We start from the raw sequence: 19,371 nt of genomic DNA, 5'->3' as shown, positions 1-19,371 counted from the left end.
GGTAACCACCTTATTCTGAATCTGTGGTTCAGCCACAAATTCCGTATTCATTGTTTCGTATTTTACATTATCGGTCAAGTACCGCGTAATCTTCTTTGGATAGAGGGCGAATGGATTTGGTTACGCCTGTTGCTTCCAAAGCACGGACGAGAAGATCAGCAAAGATGCCGGCGAAAATAAAGGCACTGATCACACGAAGTCCGTACTTGAGTACGAGAACCCAAGTTTCATAATCTGCATAACCGTACGCAAGATCAATAACGAAGGAACCAATAGCAGATAAAATGCCTGCGAGTCCTGCAAGAAAGATGCTGTGTTTGCGATATCCAGTCGAGGCAAATGCCAGTTCTGCTGCGAGACCTTGCACACACCCGTATACAATGGTCTCTAATCCCCAAGCAGATCCGAGTATGGCAGATAGGTTTGCAGCTGCTAGACTTGCGAGGAAGCACACACCCGGCTTGCGGATGACCAAGTATGCGAACGGACCAGCCATAAACCACATGCCATACGTTAATTGTCCTGCTTGCGGGAACAACGGCTTGGCAAGGCTGTAGACGCTCTCCCACATTTTAAAGATGACACCGAATACGACACCGATCATCACGGTAATAAGAATATCCGTGAATTTTAATTTGTTGCTGCTTCTCTGTTGTTCTGGCAACATAACCCTCTCCTTTTGGATATCGATCATACAAAAAAACCGTCTGGCAGCCAGACGGTAGAAAGAGTCATAGACCACAGCTTGTGCATGATCACGCGACAAATACATCTTCTCTACGCTGGCATTACCCAGATCAGATTAACGGTCAGTAGCGGTATGGTCAGCTACAATCTCAGCCCGATTCCTCAAGCCCCCGAATTTGTATGACTATGCAATTGCTCATATCATACAATATCCATGTCAAGTTGACAATGAAATGTTTACAAAAAAATCATAAAATAGATAGAAACAGACAGAAGATGGTGCATCATAAATTCTAGTTAGGATCAGCGTACTCTACGATATGAAGATGGATAACCCTCATCTTATGGAAAGAAGCGTGGAAAATAAAAATGAAGATCAGGAATATCCTGATCTTCATAAATGGTTAACTGCGTGAAATACTGGATTTTCGTTTTCGTGACAAGCCATATACGATACTGCCGACAAGGAGTACAGCAATGAAGAAGATCATCAAACTGCTGTATAAGGAGGATACTGAGCCTCTTGTGAAAGCAGGCAGCAACGTGGCGAGCAGCTCGCCATGTGTAAGCAGACCGCCTACTACAGCTATCCCGATACCTTCAGCCAAGAAGCACGCAAAGCTAAGCATGCTCATTCCTTCGCCAGCTTGTTCCTCACTTAGTGATTCCGCGACTGTCGTCGATATGACGGTCTTAATAAAGGATAGTCCGCCGAATACGAGTACGAGCGCTCCTGTCATATAACATGGCGACTCCTGACCCCACAATATCAGCATCGTAAAGCTGCAGGTAATAAGCCCGAGACCAGTGGCAAATACAAACGAGGTTCCACGCTTGTCAACGAGCGATCCGCCCAGAATACCGAACACGATGACGCTCATCGTCCCTGGAAACAAGATCGCGCTGCCAATCCATGCTGTTGATAAATGATGCACATTCCGCATCATGTAGGGCACCATGGAGATAAATCCTGCGATCGTACCCAGCAAGATGGAGCCCGCAAGCGTACCGAGCACAAAATGATGGTTGGTGAACAAGGATGGTGCAATAAACGGTTCGCTCGTACGGCGGATATGCTGGGCAAACCCTAATATGACAAGGACACTGGCTGCGAGGTAAAGCCAATGGTACGTAGTCGTAAATAAGGTAAACAGAATAATACCGGTCGATAGCAGTAAAATGCCCGGAATATCGGTGTTCCCTTCCTTTGAGGGCTCTTTTGGCAAGGCAGTCAAGAAGAAAGGAAGACTGATCACCGTCATCATCGGAATGAGAAATAGATAAGCCCAATGGATGTATCCGGCGAGTACTCCGCCTGCTGCCGGTCCAATTCCTTCACCGAGCGCTACCATGGAACCGATGAGGCCGAACGCCTTGCCGCGGTGGTCTGCTCTAATATACCGAGTCACCATGACCATAATCAGACCTGGCACCGCTGATGCGCCGGCTCCTTGTATGAATCTGGCTGCAAATACGGCGGGCAAATAGGAATGGCCAAGGAATCCGAGTATGGAGCCGATACCGTAGGTGAGCACGCCGAACAGCAAAAGCTTCTTAATTCCGTGTTTGCTGGATAGTGTCCCGTAAATGACCGATCCGAGCGCAAAGGAAATCATGAAGCAAGTGTTAACCCAATTTGCTACCGAAGGGCTTACGCCGAAATGATGTGAAATATCAGGCAAAGATACATTAAACACGGTTTCGTTCAATACACTGAAGAATGCCAAGAAGCTTAACCATGCAAAAGATTTCTTTACATCACGGAAAGAATGACTTGATTGTTCTTCCGCAGATACGCATGCGCGATTGTCTTGATTTATTTGTTCCACGAACGGGAAACCCCTTTCTATCATGAAGGGGAATCGCGCAGTTTACAGGGCGAATGATGCGTTATCCCCGATTATAACCTGCCCCATTTTGTATTACGCACTTCATCGTAACTCCTCCTTACATTTGTTGTATTCAGTATAACCGCAGTATTTTCCTTATTCAATTAAAAATGCAATAATATAGAATGCATCAATGAATAGCTACAATAGAAGGAGTTACAAACTGATGAATGTATTAATTGCTGACGATGAACCGCATATGCTCAACATATTAGTTGCTTATTTTGAAAAAGAAGGATTTCAAACCTTTACGGCAGAGAATGGGATTAAGGCGCTCGACATCTATTATCATCAGGCGCTCGACTTGGCCGTTCTGGATTGGATGATGCCTTTTAAGAGTGGAATCGATGTGTGCAAAGAGATGAAGGCGAATTCGAAGCTCAAGGTGCTGATGCTTACGGCGAAGGGTGAGTATGAAGACGAGTTGAAGGCATTGGAGTCTGGTGCTGACGAATATATAAGGAAGCCGTTCGATCCACGTATCTTACTAGCAAGGGTCAAGAAGCTGTTGAATTTACAGGCGCAGTATCTATTCGGCGAGATTCAAGTTGACATGGAAGGACAGAAGATTAGCAAGGCTGGAACAGATTTGCGGGTTACGAAGAAGGAATTTCAGCTTATGAAATTTTTTATCGTGAACAAAGGCCAGATCCTATCCCGCAAGGCGCTGCTCGATCATGTGTGGGGCTACGATTATTTCGGCGAAGAGCGGACAGTCGATACCCATATACGCAGGCTGCGGGAAAAGATCGGTGAAGAATGGATACTGACACACCGTGGGATGGGGTATAGCTTCGAGCATCCGCGCCGCCATGAATAAGCTAAGTCGAAAGCTATTCGTGCATATTGCACTCATCCTTGTTGTCGTTTTCGGACTTTCTTATTGCGTAAATACATTTTTTATGCCGAATTATTTTATTTACAAGAAGCGGGCATCGTTGACTGAGGCTGTAGAAAAGCTGCGGAGCATTGAGCCAAAGCAACTGCTTGAAGAGACGGAGCGGATAGCAGATGAATATCAACTGACGATCATTCACACTCCATATGATCATGACATTGATCGCTTGAATTGGACACTCCGGGGGCAATTTACACGTGAGCGCTTCGCCATGAGTAAGTTTTGGTTGACAGAAGACAGTGTTGCACAGCTTATGCGCGGAGGTACAGTCACGAAGACGTACCAGCAAGAAAAACTGAAATCGAGCGTGATCGTCACATTTGTTCTGAAGGAAGGCTTAATATTTGCGGCAGGCGAATCTGTGGCCAATTCTGGCGACACGATACGAATTGTCAATCAGTTCAATTTATGGATCGCAGTTGGAGCGCTTCTTCTTGCAATTGTGCTCGCCGCGTGGTTTTCCAAGCGAACCGTACGGCCCTTGGAGCAATTGAAAATAACGGCTGAGGAAATTGCAGAACTGACCTTTCAGAAGGTGGACATTCGAACGGGCGATGAAATCGAAGAGCTCGCTCACAGCATCAATTCAATGAGCACAAAGCTGGAGCAGGCCCACACTGAGCTGGAGGAGCGAAACCGAAATTTGCGCGTCTTCATTCGCGACATTTCTCACGAGTTAAAGACACCGCTCGCGGTAATTAAGGCATACGCTGCCGGAATGAAGGACGGGCTTGACGACGGCACCTACGCGGATGTTATTGAGAAGCAGACAGACAATATGTCCGAGCTCATTACAAACCTGTTGGAGTGGTCTCGATTGCAAGCGGAACAGTTAGATATTGAATCCGTTCCTATCATCCCTCTTTTGGAACGGATTATCTCAGCGTTTGAGCTGCCCCTTAAGCAACATTCGCTTGAACTGACCGTGAAACATAAGGATGCGGAACGATGCTGTGTGAAGGCCGACAAGTTGAAGCTGGAAATGGCCATTACCAATTTGATATCGAATGCGGTGAAATATACGACAAATGGGAAAATAGAGATTGTGCTTGTAACGAGTCAGATTGAGCTAACTCTGTTTATTCGAAATGGATGTGAGCTATCCATGACAGAAGCAGAGCTCAAACAGTTGTGGGGACCGTTCTTCGTCGCAGAGAGTTCTCGCAGCAAGCAGTTCAGCGGAACTGGGTTAGGTTTGTCTATTGTTCATGGGATATTGCAGAAACATGAAGCAAAATTTGGTGTGCGCTTGCAGAAAGGCGTTATCGAATTTCATTTTGCATTGCCGCTTTGCCCTCAAGAAAGATAATACGGTCATATTGCTTCAAAGTTGTGTTATCGAACAGTACAGTGACAGTCTTTCTCTATTGCTTATGATCAATCAAAAAGGGTAGAGACGATATCTAACTGGTGCTGTCCCATAAGTGGGATGGCACTTTTTTATTTCGTCACATTGGCGTAACATTGGCTTCTTATGATGAAGCTGAGGTGAGATTATGAAGAATAAGAAGTGGAGAAAGCTTGCAATGAGCATGTCAATCGCTGTATCGCTGCTGCTGGTATGTGCATTATTTTATGGCTTGGAAATGGAACCGAAAAGGATAAGTATAATGAGGCAAACGATAGAGAACCATTACATCCCTTCGAGCTTTGATAACATGAAAATTGTGCACTTTTCTGATGTCCATCTGGGCGAGCATTTTGATGAAAAGCAGTTGAGGGGCCTTGTGGATCGAATTAATATCGAGCATCCAGATATCATCGTGTTTACCGGAGATTTAGTTGACAATTTCCATAGGTATGGAGATAAGAGACATGGGGCTCAGCGCTTATTGGCGCAGCTGCAAGCAACATTAGGCAAGTATGCGGTGTTCGGCAACCATGATCGTGGTGGAGGGGGGAGTGGAAGTTATCAGTCCTATATGGAAGAGGCGGGCTTCACGGTTCTGGTAAATGCTACGAGAAAAATACGGCTTCCCAACTATAACGAGTATATCACCATCAGCGGTCTTGATGATTTCTTATTAGGAACGCCTGACATTCACGGAACGCTGCCAGTCCTGGAGCCGGACATATTCAATCTGCTTGTTGTGCATGAGCCGGATGTCGCTGACCAAGTCGCTGATTATCCAATCGACTTGCAATTATCTGGTCATAGTCACGGAGGGCAAGTCCAGCTGCCGTTGCTAGGAGCGATATATACTCCGCCTTTAGCAAAGCGATATGTGGAAGGCATGTATCAGATCGAGGGAACGGCAACGTTGAATAAACCCATGCAGCTATATGTGAACAGAGGGATTGGAACTACCGAGCTGCCAATACGGTTCCTTAGCAAACCTGAAATAACCGTTCTTACCTTAAAGCGCCAGTGAATAATTTCATGGTGCAGCAGCAGCAAGATCAATGGTCATGGGATTTTTACAGCAAATCCAATAAACCATGTATTTGTGAAGAACGGAATTGGCAAACACGTGCAATTGGCTGATAGATTCGTTACACTATCTACTAGATCGAAATATGCAATCCGGTGTAGACCGTTTAGATAGATATAAGGGGAGAACGGAACGATGCAGCCAATTCGTGTGCTTGTCGCTGATGACGAGCGAGAAATTCGAGAATTAGTGAAGAAGTACCTAGAACGGGAGTTATATTCGGTGGATACGGCATCTAATGGGGAGGAAGCATTGCGATTATTCGAGCTGAATAAGTATAATCTGGTCGTGCTTGATCTAATGATGCCTTACGTAGACGGGATAGAAGTGTGCCGCCGTATTCGGGAGAGAAGCAACGTCCCCATATTGATGCTGACAGCGAAGGATGAAGAAATGGACAAAATTGTCGGCCTGAGCATTGGTGCGGACGATTATATGACGAAGCCCTTCAGTATCCATGAGCTTATTGCGAGAAGCAAGGCACAGCTTAGAAGATTCATGATCTTAGGCAGTGAGGCCATTGGCTCTGCTGAAGAAGATACACTTTTGCGATTTACAGGGTTAATAATTGATACAAAGAAATATACGGTTATGCGTGACGGTCAAGAAGTAAATCTAACCGCAAAGGAATTTGAGCTGTTGAAGCTGTTCGCTGCTCATCCTGAGCAAGTATTTACGAAGACGCAAATCTTCAGACAGGTGTGGGGATCTCAATATATTGAGGATGATAACACGGTCATGGTTCACATACGTAAGCTCCGATTGAAAATTGAATCGAATCCTTCTGAGCCGAAGCTGATTCAGACGGTGTGGGGAATCGGATATAAGTTTGCAGGTGAGAAAGATGAGACATGATAAGCACAGTCTGATGTTCGTCACTTTATTAATCGGGTTAATAATTTTATTCATTATGGATCGTATTACAATTCAGCCTCTAGGAATCATTAGATGGGGGCTGTTTGCTATGCTATTCACCACTGTGGGGCTGCTCTTGCACAGCCGTTTAAGATTGATACGAAAACTAAAAAGCGATGCTGCTGCTGTACAACGTGCAGTACGAGGAAATATCAACACGAGGCTGCTAGCAAATGAGTTCGAGACTTATAATGAATTGCTATATTCGATTAATGAATTAATCGAGCAAATGGACAGGCTGCAAGTACAGGCACATCGATCCGAGACAGCTCGCAAGAAGCTGCTCACGAATATTTCACATGACATTCGGACACCGCTTACCTCGATTATCGGGTATGTTGATGCCTTGCAGGATGAACATATGGATACGCAGCAAGAGAAGGAAGAGTGTATTGCGATTATCTCGGCTAAGGCGCAAACGTTGAAGGAACTGATCGACCATATCTTTCAAATGGCGAAGCTGGACGCAGATGAGATTGAGATTAGAAGAGAGCCGCTTGACGCTGCAGAGCTGTTACGAGAAGCGATAATCTCATTTTTGCCGGAGTTAAAGAAGCACGGCATGGACTTAGCGGTTCAGATTCCTGATGAGAAGTGTACAGCAGAGGTTGATCGGTACGGGTATATCCGCATTCTGAACAACCTGATTAAGAACGCGATCCGATATGGCAAGGATGGCCGGAAGTTAGGCGTTGAACTGGAGAGGAAGGAAACAAGCATTGAGCTCACGATATGGGATGCGGGGCCAGGCATTCCAGCGAATGAAATTCCGAGGATATTCGAGCGCACCTACCGCTCCGAGCAATCTCGGAGTTTGCAGTACGGCGGGAGCGGGTTGGGATTGGCGATTACCAAGGCATTTGTTGACAAGCATGGCGGGCGTATTTCAGTCGTGAGCAAGCCGTATGAGCGGACTGCATTTACAGTGAGCCTTCCAGTAAGGATGGCGCAACCTGTATCTGTTAAGAGATAGTTAAGAACTCATTAAGCAGCATTTAAAATCAACTGTTTACGATAGAAGGAGATATAGTTGACTAGCAGGAGGTGCTGCATGAGCACAATCATTCGTACAACCCGTCTTACGAAGCAGTATGGAGAGCAGATAGCGGTTCACGATCTGAACATGCATGTGAAGAAGGGCGAAATTTATGGCTTCCTCGGCCGAAATGGCGCAGGCAAAACGACAACCATTCGAATGCTGCTCGGGTTAATCAAGCCTACGCATGGAGATGTGGAAATATTCGGCCAGCGTTTGACGGATAAACCAAAAGAAATTTTATCTCGAATCGGTTCAATGGTCGAGCATCCCGGCTTTTATGAGAACTTGACTGCCTATGAGAATCTGCTGATCAATGCAAAGCTGATGGGGGTATACAAGCGGAATGCGCTGGAAGAAGCACTTGAAACGGTAGGGTTGCAGGAGGAGACCAGGAAGCTTGTTGGTCAATACTCGATGGGCATGAAGCAACGCCTTGGCATCGCCAGAGCGATTCTTCATCACCCGGAGCTGCTTATTCTGGATGAGCCTACGAACGGGCTCGACCCGATAGGAATTAAGGAAATTCGCAAGCTCATCAGATCATTAGCGGAAGAACGGAAGATCACTGTGCTTATATCCAGTCATATTTTATCTGAGGTCGAGCAGCTTGCGGATCAGCTAGGTATTATCCACGAAGGGAAGCTGCTTGAAGAAATCTCGATTGGAGAGCTGCACCAAAGAAATCGAAAATACATCGAGTTCCATGTATCGAATGACAATAAAGCAGCCATGCTGCTGGAGTCGCAAGCCGGCATCCACGATTACGAAATTCACGACGGCGGATGGATGCGTGTCTATTCGCTTGTCGGGGAGCAGTACAAGCTGAATAAGCTGTTCGTTCAGCATGATATTGATGTATATAGCATGACTGTAAATGAAGATACGCTCGAAGATTACTTCGTGAAGCGGATTGGTGGTGGCCAGATTGGTTAATTTACTTTATACCGAGCTGTTAAAGCTGAAAAGGTCGAAAATGTTCCTTGTGAGCATGATTGGAGCTTCAGCAGCGCCGATCATGATGTTCATCGCCTACCTGAGCCAAATGAAAAAAGATCCCGATGCAGTTATTCCGTTCGAAACGGCCTTCTATAACACGAATTTGAATATTATGCTTTTGCTTGGTGTTCTGCTGTACGGGGTAATAACCGCCTATTTGTTCAACCGTGAATTTGTCGAGGATACGCTGAAGAACTTGCTGACAATCCCAGTGTCCCGAGTGGCTTTATTGATAAGCAAGCTGCTTATGCTTCTATTATGGATACTTCTATTAACGATGGTAGCATGGGTGCTGACTTTAGCGCTTGGTTTCATGATTAAGACAGATGGCTTGAGTACTTCTGTATTATTGAAATCAATACAGGACTATGTGCTAGGGGCACTGCTGATGTTCCTGTTGTCTACACTGACGATATGGGTGACATTTCTATTTAAAAACTATGTCCCGACGATTATGTTCACGGCTGTCATTACGCTAGGAAACGTGACGGTCATCAGCTCAGATTATAAGGCTATATTTCCATGGTCAGCAGCACATGTTATTGTGTCACATAGTTATGTGCCTGAGTATCCGCCGCTGTATTCGATTCTTGCAATCGGCGTGACTTCGATTATCGGCTTCGTGGCAAGCGTCGTCTATTTCAACAGGATAGATATTAAATGATGTGAATGATATAGGGGATACTTTCCTTTCAAATCATTGTATGAATGTGTGATACGAATGAGGCCATGATTCGGTTCGTTGTAATTTTCAATGTGTTAGTTACATCGATATGCACGTAACAGCTTGAAGAGACAAAATGAATCGTTGTTCGGCATGGAATTCGCTCTATCCTCCCACTATTATGTTGAACAATACTGTCACAATGGATCGAATCCGCCCGGTTGCCCGGGAAATGAGCGTACAAGCTAGGGAAATGAATGAGTGCTGCTTTAGGAAATTGCATCGTACAAATTAGGCATAAACATGGGATGGGTGGTAAGGGTGATCCAATTGTTTTGATCCATAGTGGCGGCGTGGGCTCAAGGGAATGGATGGAGCTTGTCCCTCTTCATTAGCTCCGGATATAAGCAAGATGATACGGTTTTCGTTGGGCGGGCCCATATACCAAACCGTTATGGCGAGCAACTACCGTGACCTGTTTATTGAAATGCATACCCAATACTTTACACGTGTCTTTATGGAGTGGCGCAGCTTTGACGTGGTCTGGCCACAGCCGCCGGCAATTAAGCGGTTGGAAAAAATCGCTGTTCCTTCTCTGTTTGTGTCCGGAACGGTTGAATGGAGCGATATGTACGAGATTGCAAACGAGTTCAAAAGGGTGCAACAGATTGCTTTTGCTGTAATAGAGGGCGCGGATCACATGGTTCCATTGACGCATTCCAAAGAGCTTGCTGCGCATATTCGATCATTTCTAGAATCCAATTCATGATTTGAGGGTTCGATTATGTACATAAATGAATCAGCGGCAATCGGGCACTTTTTGTGTCACTGGACTGCCGCTGTTTCGTGTTCAATACAAGTCAAATTCTTTACTTTGTCCAGACAATGCTCATACAACACGAGCGAGTGGCTGCTCATTAATAGATCGTGATTGCACGATGTGGTTTGCTATAATGACTTGTTCCTCCGCCGCCTACCAATACTCGTCCGCCTCTTGGTAACACCAACAGCTTGTTTACCCCTCCTGAAAGCAATACCTCAACCTTAGCACGGTTCGCAGTTGCAATATAAATGACATAGCCGCTTCTAAAAATAACTGTTCTCCAATTTCTATCAAACTCGGAACGCAGCACTCGGTTTGAGTATACCTGATAATGTGCTGATTCGATTCATATGTCTCGTTTACAATAAAAAAGTTGGAGCGAAGAGATCGCTGTCCAGTGGCTGAAAAGGAGAATATTCGAATTTTTGAATCATTTTTTCTCTACAATTCCAAAATAATTGATCTCCAATAATCGTCTGAGGTGTGATACGATAGTAATGTTTTGTGTCACAGCTCGACATGAAACATGATAGAGGAATCGTCATAAAATGGCCCTTGCCATTTCTCTTAAAATTGTATATGATTCTATAGCAAACTATATATAGTTAGTGAATTGCGATACATACACTATATATTGTGACAGCAAATGGAATCACGGGGCAATGCGCCTAATGCTAGGACATGCCTATTCAGAAAGTGAGAGATTAAAGCGACAGCATACGCGAGATTTTCATGATCTTCGTGCCATCGTTTTGATCCTTATTTCTTTTTGACTGAGCATTTGCATTCATCATCCGTTCCATTTGCAAACGAGTCGAACAACGGAGGGATCACGTGCTTATCGCTTACGATTCGAAGACTGGTAACGTGAAACGGTTTGTCGATAAATTGGAGAATATGAAGTGTGTCCGCATATCGACTGACGTGAAGCTTAAAGAACCCTTTATCCTCATTACGTACACAACCGGGTTCGGACAAGTTCCTCAATCCACGCAAGAGTTCCTGGAAGAACACAGTCATTTACTCCAAGGTGTCGCGGCAAGCGGCAATATGAACTGGGGCACAAGGTATGGACTTGCAGCTGATCATATTTCCAGACAATACTCTGTCCCCGTACTGATGAAGTTTGAACTCAGCGGGACAAAACGAGATGTAGACAACTTTATTCGGGAGGTTCATGACTTTGATACCAAAATGGATACAGCTTAACAATGAAATCATGGTTCAGAAGGACGGTAAATTTCAATTTGGCAAGGATCACGAGGCAGCAAAGAGCTACTTCGTCGATTATGTCAATCAAAATACGGTGTTTTTCCATAACCTAGAAGAGAAGATTCATTATTTGATCGAAAATGATTACTACGAGAAAGAGCTTTTCGACAACTATGAATTTAAGGATATTAAAAAGCTTTACGAATACTTGTATTCCAAAAAATTCCGTTTCCCTTCGTTCATGAGTGCGTTCAAGTTCTATAACAACTACGCGATGAAAACGAATGACGATACGAAGTTCTTGGAACGTTATGAAGATCGATTGGCTGTTGTGTCCCTATTTCTTGCAAGTGGAGACATTAACAAAGCCTTCGAATATGCAGAGCTGTTGATTTCCCAAGAGTATCAGCCAGCAACCCCGACATTCTTGAATGCAGGGAAGAAGCGCAGAGGTGAGCTTGTCAGCTGCTTCCTGCTGGAAGTGAATGATTCGATGAACTCGATCGGATTTGCGATCAATTCCGCGTTGCAGCTAAGTAAGATTGGCGGCGGCGTCAGCTTGAATCTGAGCAAAATCCGTGGAGCAAGCGAACAAATTAAAGGGCTTGACGGCAAGGCAAGCGGCGTATTGCCGGTTATGAAATTGTTCGAGGATGCATTCTCCTATGCGAACCAATTGGGACAGCGTGATGGAAGCGGCGTTGTGTACTTGAACGTATTCCATTCTGACATTCATGAATTTTTGGATACGAAAAAGATTAACAGTGACGAGAAAATCCGCATTAAGACGTTGTCGCTCGGCGTTGTTGCTCCGAACAAGTTCTTCGAGCTTGTCGAGCAGGATAAGGACATGTACTTGTTCTACCCGCATACTGTGTACCAAGCGTATGGCAAGCATTTGGATGACATGGATATCTCGGAGATGTACGATGAGCTCGTAGACAATCCGAAGGTACGCAAAAAGAAAATTGTCGCTCGCGACCTGATCTTGAAAATCGCTCAGATTCAAATGGAATCTGGTTACCCATATATTATGTTCGTAGACAATACGAATGAGTACCATGCGTTGAAAGAGATCGGCAAGGTTAAATTCTCCAACCTGTGCAGCGAGATTGCACAGCTTAGCGAAGTATCGACAATCAATGACTATGGCATTGAAGATGAAATCAATCGTGATATTTCGTGCAACCTAGGTTCACTTAACATCGTTAACGTGATGAAAAACAAGCGGATGCGCGATACGGTTCACCGCTCTATGGACGCGTTGACCGAAGTAACCGATCGCAGCAACATCAGCATCGTTCCATCTGTAGCGAAGGCGAATCGCGAGCTTCACTCGGTAGGTCTTGGCGCTATGAACCTGCATGGATACTTGGCGAAGAACAAGATTGCATATGAGTCTAAGGAAGCAAGAGACTTTGTACGCGCGTTCTTCATGATGATGAACTTCTATTCCATTGAGCGTTCCATGCTGATTGCGAAAGAGCGCGGCGTGACATTCAAAGACTTTGACAAGAGTGAATATGCAAGCGGCGCATATTTTGATAGATACCTGAACACAGACTTCAGTCCGAAGACAGATCGCGTGAAAGAATTGTTCGATGGTCATGCGATTCCTACATTGGAAGATTGGGCACGATTGAAGGAGCAAGTAATGGAGCATGGCTTGTACCATGCTTACCGTTTGGCAATTGCACCAACAGGTTCCATTTCTTACTTGCAGTCCTCCACAGCATCGATCGCGCCAATTACTCAGCGCATCGAGGAACGTGAATACGGAGACTCGAAAACGATCTACCCGATGCCGTACATCAACGATGAAAACTACTTCTACTACAAAGAAGCTTATGATATGGACATGTTCAACCTGATTGATCTGGTTGCGGATGTACAAGTTCATATCGACCAAGCAATCTCGACGGTACTGTTCGTTAAGGATGATCTGACGACTCGGGATCTTGCAAAATACTACATTTATGCACAGAAGAAAGGGCTTAAGACGCTCTACTACACACGTACGAAGAAGAAAACGATCGATGAGTGTGTAAGCTGCGTAGTCTAAATGAGTGCTACCCGTTATAAATGAGCGCTACCTGCATAAATGAGAGTTCAAAAAAGTCAAAAGCGGCCTTTTTGAATTACCTCTAAAGGAGATTCGTAGATGAGAAACTTTGAAGCAGTAAACTGGAACAGACCTGAATCGGATTATATGGAAATGCTGTGGACGCAGAATACGTCCCAGTTCTGGCTTGATACCGAGATTCCTATTTCGAAGGACTTGAAGTCTTGGACGAAAATGTCCGAAGATGAAAAGCTTGCATATATGCATGTTCTTGGCGGCTTGACTTTGCTGGATACGGAGCAAGGGAACGTTGGGATGCCAGTTATTGCGCAGCATGTAGAAGGGAAGCAGAAGAAGGCGATTCTAATCTTTCAGGCTGCGATGGAAGAAATCCATGCGAAGAGCTACAGCACCATCTTTACGACGGTTGCAAGCACAGCTATGATTGATGAGACTTTTGAATGGGTAAAAGATAATAAGCATTTGCAGAAAAAAACGGCTATCATTGATGGACTGTATAAGGGAATTCAAGACAACGATCCCATTAGCTTGTACAAAGCGATGGTGGCATCGGTGTTCTTGGAGAGCTTCCTGTTCTATTCGGGGTTCTTCTATCCACTGTACTTGGCTGGACAAGGCAAGATGGTAGCAAGCGGTGAGATTATTAAGTTGATCATTCGCGACGAAAGTGTCCATGGAGTGTTCGTGGGCTTGCTTGCTCAGGAAATTTACAACAAACAAAGCTCGGAAGTGCAGCAGGAGCTGTCTCAATTCGTGAACAAGCTGTTGCTTGAATTGTATGAGAACGAGCTTGAATATACAGAGCAGCTGTATGATGCGATTGGCCTTACACATGAAGTGAAGAAGTACATTCGCTACAACGGCAACAAGGCGCTCATGAACTTGGGCTTTGAGCCGTACTTCCCTGAAGAAGAGGTTAACCCTGTCGTCTTGAACGGTATTCGTACGGAAACAAGCACACATGACTTCTTCTCGACGAAGGGCAGCGGTTATCAGAAGGGTAAAGTTGAGCCTTTGCAAGACAAAGACTTTACGATGCTGAACGATCGTGTTAAACAATCCGATATTTTCGCATAAGATTATTAGGATTGCTAGTAATGATGCAAGAACAACTGGGTGGGGAACGCTCAGTTGTTTTTGTATTGTCGTGTCGTAAGAACGGAATACTAATGTACCAGCTGTATGTATATCCATAATAGAAGAACACCGTATATTCATGAATCACTTTTCAATGCTTTCGTTTGATGAGATAATTCGGACAGATGATTTTCATACATAAAGGACGGGCTTTCATGAAAAAAAGAATTACGGATATTGCTATCATTATCGCGGGCGCTTTCATTTTTGCATTAGCAGTCAATTTGTTTGTTATCCCAAATGATTTTGGTGAAGGCGGGGTAACAGGGGTTACCATTATTTTGTACTACGTATTTGGCTGGTCTCCTGGCTTAATGAACTTGATCCTGAATGCGGTTTTGCTCATTGTAGGCTATAAATTCCTGGATAAGAATACAACCGTATATACGATCATTGCAGTGGTATTCAACTCTTTGTTCCTCCATCTGACAGAGAGCTGGCGCATCGCATCGAATGAATTGATGATCAATGCGATATTCGGCGGTATTTTTGCTGGTGTAGGGATCGGTCTCATTATCCGCGTTGGGGGCACGACAGCAGGCTCAACGATTTTGGCGCGAATCATGAACAAATACCTGGACTGGAATGTCAGCTATGCATTGCTGTTTTTGATTTAATCGTGGCATTTGCTTCGTTCTTTATTATCGGTGCGCAAGGCTTAATGCTTACCATTGCGATGCTGTATGTGGGAACCAAGGTCATGGACTTCATTATCGAGGGATTGAACCCGAAAAAGGCGGTCACCATTATCTCCAAGGAACATGATCGAATAGCTGAGCAAGTGAACATTGTCATGGATCGTGGAGTGACGGTGCTGGAAGGTCATGGTTATTACACGAAGGATCGGAAGCAGGTTCTGTATATTGTCATTAGCAAGCAGGAAGTATCAACACTCAAAAAGATCGTTAGAGCAACGGACAAAGACGCATTTATTACGATACATGATGTTCGAGACGTGTTCGGAGAAGGCTTCATTGATATTACGAAATAAAATGGATTCAACAACCCAATAAGGCGTGTTTGCCACTTGGATTCCGCGCCACATCTAACTGTGAAAAAGTTAGGTGTGGCGCGGAATGTTTTCGCTAACACTTTCCTCTCAAAATGTGCGATAATACGAATTGTACAACTAGAATATGGGAGGGCACAACAATGGTACAACCGTGGTTTGAGAAAGCGAAACTTGGAATTTTCATTCATTATGGCATTTATGCGGTCGATGGGATTTCTGAATCCTGGTCTTTCTATAATGGAAGAGTGTCGTATGAGGACTACATGAAGCAGCTCGACGGATTTACGGCCAGCAAGTTCGATGCAGAGAAGTGGGCAGACCTCTTTGAGAAGTCTGGTGCGAAATATGCAGTTCTTACGACGAAGCATCATGATGGCGTTGCTTTGTGGGATACACAGTACAGTGACTTGAATGTCGTGAAGAAGACCCCAGCCAAGCGGGATCTGATCAAAGAATATGCCAAGGCGCTTACGGATCGCGGGATTAAGCTTGGCATGTACTACTCCTTGATTGACTGGTCACATCCAGATTATGCAAGTGTGTACGAGGGCGGCAAGGTGCCGGAGGATTTAAGCAAGGTCAACCGCTTCTGCAGTCCGACGGATGGTGTACAAGACGAAGAAGCATGGCAGCGCTTCCTTGAATTCAACAACAACCAATTGCGTGAATTGCTCACCAATTATGGCAAGGTGGATTTGCTCTGGTTCGACGGGGACTGGGAGCGCAGTGCCGAACAGTGGAACCTGCCGGCATTCAAGGACTACTTGTTATCGTTCAATCCTGAACTTATCATTAACTCACGGCTTCAAGGCCACGGCGATTATAAGACGCCGGAACAGGGCTTGCCGATTACAAGACCTGTAGGGCCATGGGAGTTCTGTACGACCATTAACAGCTCCTGGGGCTACCAGCATGATGATGATTACTATAAGACATTGAACCAAATCATCCGTATGTTCTGCGACTGCATTACAATGGGCGGCAACATGCTGCTGGACGTTGGTCCAATGGAGGACGGTACCATTCCGAAGCGTCAAGAAGAAACTCTCCTTGGTCTTGGCAACTGGATCCGTACGCACGAAGAGGCAATTTACGAGACGGATGAAGGCATTCACACTCGTTATTATTTGGGCGGCAGCACCGTATCCAAGGATCGTCAGACCTTATATTTGTTCGTGTACGATGATCCGAAGGAAAGCGTTTCCTTGAAGGGTCTGTCCAATAAAATTAAGAAAATTACGGTATTACATTCCGGCAAGGAATTAACACGATATCCATGGCGGTGTGCCGTGGTTCAATATTCCGGGTACAACGTGGATACATATGACGCCGGAAGATGCGCATGAAAATGTAACTGTACTGAAAATTGAGCTGGAAGGCGAGTTGGATATGTACGGCGGATCTGGTGCGGTTGTTACGCACAACTAAGCGATGGTTGAACATTGAGGACTAACATGGAGAGAGGAAGACGACAGCATGAGCAGCAACAAGCTAATATTGGCCGGGTATGCTGGTGATTCTGTACTGCCGCAGGTAACGGCAGAAGATGCGAAGAAGCTAACCCATCTGAATGTGGCGTTCGGCCATGTGAAGAATGACCGGATTACGATTGAGCATTTGCAGAATTTGTCTCAATTGCGAGTATTGAAATCTTACAATCCTGAGCTGCTCATTTTACTGTCTGTGGGCGGATGGAGTGCGGGAGGCTTCTCTGAAGCAGCCTCAACTGCAGAGGGAAGACGACAATTTGCAGAGTCCGCAGTGCGTGTGCTAGAGACAGCTTCGTTCGATGGGATCGATCTTGACTGGGAGTACCCATGCTACTCGGAAGCAGGAATTGCCTCCAGCCCAAATGATAAGCAGAACTTTACTTTGCTCCTCAAGGAGCTGCGCGAAGTGCTTGATGCCAAAGGGCAGGCAGATGGAAAACACTATTTGCTGACGATAGCTGCGGGCGCAGATCAGTACTATATCGATGGGACAGAGATGGATATTATCTATCCGTATTTGGACTTCATTCAGCTCATGACCTATGATATGCGCGGCGGCTTCCAAACTTTGACCGGACATCATACGAACTTGTATACATCGACAGGTGACTTGTTCCGCATCAGTGTGGATACATCTGTACGGCTGTTCACGGCTGCAGGGGTTCCGCGCGAGAAGCTCGTTATCGGTGCGGCCTTCTACTCTAGAATGTGGAAGGACGTTCCGAATACGAACAATGGCTATTTGCAAATGACGGCTGGATCGGGTGGATATGGACCGGATTACACGAAGCTGGATGCAGCGTATATCAACAAAAATGGTTTTGTTCGCCATTGGGACGATGAAGCGAAAGCGCCGTATTTGTATGATGGTCACAGCTTTATTACGTATGATGATCCAGAGTCATTAACGCACAAGTGCAAGTATGTGAAGCAGCAGGAACTTGCAGGCATTATGTTCTGGGAATATAGCTGCGATCATACGCATACTTTGCTTGAAGCGATGCATCGTGCCTACACAAGCTAGTTATGAATGATGAATAAAGAATCCCCTGCATACGAGCTGTATGATGCTCAAGCATGCAGGGGATTTGTCAGTTAGTGGATGTCGTTTTTCTGGAAATTGCCGCCGAGGACATCCGAAACGCTTTCGATCGCGATGAACGCCTTGCTGTCAATCTCTTGTACGATTGCCTTCAGCTTTGCCAGCTCCAGACGCGTAACTACACAATAAATAATTTGAGTATCTTCCTTGCTATAACCGCCTCTGCCATAGATGAAGGTTGTGCTACGGCCCAAACGGCTTTGAATTGCTTCCGATACTTCCTCATACTCCTGCGATATGATGGTTACCGATTTCGATTCATTCAAGCCCTCAACGACGATATCCATTACCTTCGAAGCAATATAGAAAGTAAAGATCGAGTACATCGCCGAATCCCAACCGAAGACAGATCCAGCAATAATAAAGATGAACACGTTGATAAAGAGAATGATTTGACCAACAGGAATCCGGGTCTTCTTGGATACGAGAATCGCTACGATCTCTGTACCATCTAACGAACCGCCAAAGCGAAGAACTAGGCCGACACCAAAGCCTAGAATAAAGCCGCCGAACAATACCGCCAATATTTTTTCATTCGTAAATGCACTCCAGGGATGCAGATAGAATGTCGTACCCGACATAACTATGATCCCATATAAGGTAGAGAAGGCAAATGTTTTCCCGATTTGTTTGTACCCCATTATGAGAAACGGAACGTTAATAAGGAAGATGAACACACCGAGCGGCAAGCCTGTAAGCTTGGACACTACGATCGAAATCCCTGTTATCCCGCCATCAATTACATTGTTCGGAACGAGGAATAATTCCAACGCGATACCCATTAAAATTGCGCCAGACGTAATGAAGATAAATCTCTTCAAGTAGTCAAAAAAGGACATTTTCTTATGAACTCTAGCCATGCAACAAATCCTCTCTGTCTATAGGATGATACTAACTTAAAGTATGTATATATCATAACATTTTCATGAATGATGAACAATAAAGTGAGAATTGTCATAATTTGAAGCTACTTGTGTCCTAAGGGTGGACAT

General features: G+C 45.0%; 16 protein-coding genes and 2 pseudogenes. 14 read left to right on the top strand and 4 right to left on the bottom strand.

The genetic code is table 11. The annotated features are described in order from the left end of the window. Positions 1 to 67 precede the first annotated feature (67 nt). Together PAV_RS20300 and PAV_RS20295 are read right to left on the bottom strand one after the other, a co-directional pair. On the bottom strand, positions 68 to 667 hold the full coding sequence (locus tag PAV_RS20300) for an ECF transporter S component (RefSeq protein WP_005549430.1): 600 nt from the start codon (positions 665 to 667) through the stop codon (positions 68 to 70). A gap of 424 nt (positions 668 to 1,091) precedes the next feature. Continuing rightward, positions 1,092 to 2,516 carry an MFS transporter gene (locus PAV_RS20295; RefSeq protein ID WP_005549429.1) on the bottom strand — a complete coding sequence of 475 codons (1,425 nt, stop codon included), beginning with the start codon at positions 2,514 to 2,516 and terminating at the stop codon, positions 1,092 to 1,094. 226 nt (positions 2,517 to 2,742) lie between these two features. Here PAV_RS20295 and PAV_RS20290 point away from each other — a divergent pair, with 226 nt between their 5' ends. The 8 genes from PAV_RS20290 (at position 2,743) to PAV_RS20255 (ending at position 10,289) form a co-directional block, all read left to right on the top strand. Further along, the gene (locus PAV_RS20290; RefSeq protein WP_005549428.1) at positions 2,743 to 3,396 is read left to right on the top strand and encodes a response regulator transcription factor; all 654 of its coding nucleotides are present in this window, start codon (positions 2,743 to 2,745) and stop codon (positions 3,394 to 3,396) included. Then, positions 3,389 to 4,783 (top strand): sensor histidine kinase, encoded by a 1,395-nt coding sequence (locus PAV_RS20285; protein ID WP_040736340.1) that lies wholly within the window; start codon positions 3,389 to 3,391, stop codon positions 4,781 to 4,783. Before PAV_RS20290 ends, PAV_RS20285 begins: the two co-directional genes overlap by 8 nt. A gap of 217 nt (positions 4,784 to 5,000) precedes the next feature. Beyond that, positions 5,001 to 5,846: a metallophosphoesterase gene (locus PAV_RS20280; RefSeq protein ID WP_238555873.1), complete on the top strand. Its 846-nt coding sequence runs from the start codon at positions 5,001 to 5,003 to the stop codon at positions 5,844 to 5,846. Between the two features lie 195 nt (positions 5,847 to 6,041). Beyond that, on the top strand, positions 6,042 to 6,761 hold the full coding sequence (locus PAV_RS20275) for a response regulator transcription factor (protein WP_005549424.1): 720 nt from the start codon (positions 6,042 to 6,044) through the stop codon (positions 6,759 to 6,761). Beyond that, positions 6,751 to 7,794 carry a sensor histidine kinase gene (locus tag PAV_RS20270; RefSeq protein WP_005549423.1) on the top strand — a complete coding sequence of 348 codons (1,044 nt, stop codon included), beginning with the start codon at positions 6,751 to 6,753 and terminating at the stop codon, positions 7,792 to 7,794. The genes PAV_RS20275 and PAV_RS20270 overlap by 11 nt, the downstream gene beginning before the upstream one ends. Before the next feature lie 78 nt (positions 7,795 to 7,872). Further along, on the top strand, positions 7,873 to 8,793 hold the full coding sequence (locus PAV_RS20265; RefSeq protein WP_005549422.1) for an ABC transporter ATP-binding protein: 921 nt from the start codon (positions 7,873 to 7,875) through the stop codon (positions 8,791 to 8,793). Beyond that, complete coding sequence (locus tag PAV_RS20260) at positions 8,786 to 9,520, top strand: ABC transporter permease (RefSeq protein ID WP_005549420.1); 735 nt, start codon at positions 8,786 to 8,788, stop codon at positions 9,518 to 9,520. Before PAV_RS20265 ends, PAV_RS20260 begins: the two co-directional genes overlap by 8 nt. 412 nt (positions 9,521 to 9,932) lie before the next feature. Next, positions 9,933 to 10,289, top strand: a complete 357-nt coding sequence (locus PAV_RS20255; RefSeq protein WP_005549418.1) for an alpha/beta fold hydrolase — start codon at positions 9,933 to 9,935, stop codon at positions 10,287 to 10,289. 148 nt (positions 10,290 to 10,437) lie between these two features. On the opposite strand, the gene PAV_RS20250 is transcribed toward PAV_RS20255, so the two are convergent. Then, positions 10,438 to 10,689 (bottom strand): hypothetical protein, encoded by a 252-nt coding sequence (locus PAV_RS20250; RefSeq protein ID WP_040736338.1) that lies wholly within the window; start codon positions 10,687 to 10,689, stop codon positions 10,438 to 10,440. A gap of 488 nt (positions 10,690 to 11,177) precedes the next feature. Here PAV_RS20250 and nrdI point away from each other — a divergent pair, with 488 nt between their 5' ends. The 6 genes and pseudogenes from nrdI to PAV_RS20220 all read left to right on the top strand — a co-directional run bounded on the left by nrdI (position 11,178) and on the right by PAV_RS20220 (position 18,301). Beyond that, a complete protein-coding gene (nrdI, locus tag PAV_RS20245; RefSeq protein WP_005549417.1) occupies positions 11,178 to 11,552 on the top strand; it encodes a class Ib ribonucleoside-diphosphate reductase assembly flavoprotein NrdI in 375 nt (124 codons plus the stop codon). Then, on the top strand, positions 11,521 to 13,617 hold the full coding sequence (nrdE, locus tag PAV_RS20240) for a class 1b ribonucleoside-diphosphate reductase subunit alpha (RefSeq protein WP_040736335.1): 2,097 nt from the start codon (positions 11,521 to 11,523) through the stop codon (positions 13,615 to 13,617). Before nrdI ends, nrdE begins: the two co-directional genes overlap by 32 nt. A 99-nt stretch (positions 13,618 to 13,716) precedes the next feature. Then, the gene (gene nrdF / locus PAV_RS20235; protein ID WP_005549415.1) at positions 13,717 to 14,715 is read left to right on the top strand and encodes a class 1b ribonucleoside-diphosphate reductase subunit beta; all 999 of its coding nucleotides are present in this window, start codon (positions 13,717 to 13,719) and stop codon (positions 14,713 to 14,715) included. A 215-nt stretch (positions 14,716 to 14,930) separates the two neighbouring features. Beyond that, a pseudogene (locus PAV_RS20230) lies at positions 14,931 to 15,766 on the top strand (YitT family protein). A gap of 161 nt (positions 15,767 to 15,927) precedes the next feature. Further along, positions 15,928 to 17,215, top strand: a pseudogene (locus PAV_RS20225) (alpha-L-fucosidase). Between the two features lie 48 nt (positions 17,216 to 17,263). Beyond that, positions 17,264 to 18,301, top strand: a complete 1,038-nt coding sequence (locus PAV_RS20220; RefSeq protein ID WP_005549411.1) for a glycoside hydrolase family 18 protein — start codon at positions 17,264 to 17,266, stop codon at positions 18,299 to 18,301. 71 nt (positions 18,302 to 18,372) lie between these two features. Here the strand turns inward: PAV_RS20220 and PAV_RS20215 are convergent, their stop codons facing one another. Further along, positions 18,373 to 19,239, bottom strand: a complete 867-nt coding sequence (locus PAV_RS20215) for a YitT family protein (RefSeq protein ID WP_005549409.1) — start codon at positions 19,237 to 19,239, stop codon at positions 18,373 to 18,375. Positions 19,240 to 19,371: the final 132 nt, after the last annotated feature.

It is taken from the genome of Paenibacillus alvei DSM 29 (genome assembly GCF_000293805.1).
Taxonomy (GTDB): domain Bacteria; phylum Bacillota; class Bacilli; order Paenibacillales; family Paenibacillaceae; genus Paenibacillus_B; species Paenibacillus_B alvei.
The sequence above is the reverse complement of the archived record's forward strand: the minus strand, read 5'-3'. Positions and strand labels throughout refer to the sequence as shown.

Excerpts from the sequence above, each read along its gene's own strand:
- PAV_RS20265 (WP_005549422.1), top strand. The coding sequence starts at position 7,873 with ATGAGCACAATCATTCGTACAACCCGTCTTACGAAGCAGTATGGAGAG.
- nrdE (WP_040736335.1), top strand. The coding sequence starts at position 11,521 with ATGACTTTGATACCAAAATGGATACAGCTTAACAATGAAATCATGGTT.
- PAV_RS20220 (WP_005549411.1), top strand. The coding sequence starts at position 17,264 with ATGAGCAGCAACAAGCTAATATTGGCCGGGTATGCTGGTGATTCTGTA.
- PAV_RS20300 (WP_005549430.1), bottom strand. The coding sequence starts at position 667 with ATGTTGCCAGAACAACAGAGAAGCAGCAACAAATTAAAATTCACGGAT.
- PAV_RS20285 (WP_040736340.1), top strand. The coding sequence starts at position 3,389 with ATGAATAAGCTAAGTCGAAAGCTATTCGTGCATATTGCACTCATCCTT.
- PAV_RS20270 (WP_005549423.1), top strand. The coding sequence starts at position 6,751 with ATGAGACATGATAAGCACAGTCTGATGTTCGTCACTTTATTAATCGGG.
- PAV_RS20280 (WP_238555873.1), top strand. The coding sequence starts at position 5,001 with ATGAGCATGTCAATCGCTGTATCGCTGCTGCTGGTATGTGCATTATTT.
- PAV_RS20255 (WP_005549418.1), top strand. The coding sequence starts at position 9,933 with ATGATACGGTTTTCGTTGGGCGGGCCCATATACCAAACCGTTATGGCG.
- nrdF (WP_005549415.1), top strand. The coding sequence starts at position 13,717 with ATGAGAAACTTTGAAGCAGTAAACTGGAACAGACCTGAATCGGATTAT.
- PAV_RS20215 (WP_005549409.1), bottom strand. The coding sequence starts at position 19,239 with ATGGCTAGAGTTCATAAGAAAATGTCCTTTTTTGACTACTTGAAGAGA.
- PAV_RS20290 (WP_005549428.1), top strand. The coding sequence starts at position 2,743 with ATGAATGTATTAATTGCTGACGATGAACCGCATATGCTCAACATATTA.
- PAV_RS20275 (WP_005549424.1), top strand. The coding sequence starts at position 6,042 with ATGCAGCCAATTCGTGTGCTTGTCGCTGATGACGAGCGAGAAATTCGA.